Origin of the sequence: Roseomonas rosulenta, from assembly GCF_016106005.1 — a bacterium.
Classification (GTDB): Bacteria; Pseudomonadota; Alphaproteobacteria; order Acetobacterales; family Acetobacteraceae; genus Neoroseomonas; species Neoroseomonas rosulenta.
Genome location: NZ_JACADR010000662.1, coordinates 1 through 534, shown reverse-complemented (window position 1 = coordinate 534; position 534 = coordinate 1). Strand labels below are relative to the sequence as shown.

Here is a 534-nt window from a genome sequence, read left to right as displayed (position 1 = left end):
GCTGGATCGCATCGAGCCTAGAACGCCGGCCGGCGCCGGTGAACAGCCCCCGCTTGCGCGGCGCCGCCCCGCGCCGCAGGGTCCGGCCGCGAGCAGATGGGGGGATGCACATGCGCGTGGCGATCCTTGGCGCGGGGGCGATCGGACCGGGCTGCGCGGCGCTGGCGGCGAGCCGCGGGCACGAGGCGCTGCTGTGGTCGCCCTCCGGCGCCGGCACGGCCGGGCTGGGCGATGCCCTGCAGGCCGAGGGCGCGCTGGAGGGCCGGTTTCCCGTCGCTGTCGCCGCCACGCTCGACCAGGCCTTCGCCGGCGCCGACGCCGCGCTGCTGACCGTGCCGGCCTATGCGCTGCCAGCGCTGCTGCCGCGCATCGCGGCCGCCATCCCGAAGGACCTGCCGCTGCTGATCGCGCCGGCGGCCTCGCTGGCGCCGCTCGCCTTCGCGCGGCTGCGCGGGCCGGGCGCACCGGTGGGGGCCATGGCGACCACGCCCATCACCGGCCGGCGCAGCGCGCCCGACCGCGTGCGCATCGCCG

The 534-nt window shown here is 79.4% G+C and carries 1 protein-coding gene; it reads left to right on the top strand.

The window, feature by feature from the left end; genetic code table 11:
* Nucleotides 1-104: 104 nt before the first annotated feature.
* The coding region (locus tag HW578_RS27525; protein WP_232479344.1) for an NAD(P)-binding domain-containing protein at nucleotides 105-534 on the top strand (430 nt) is incomplete at its 3' end.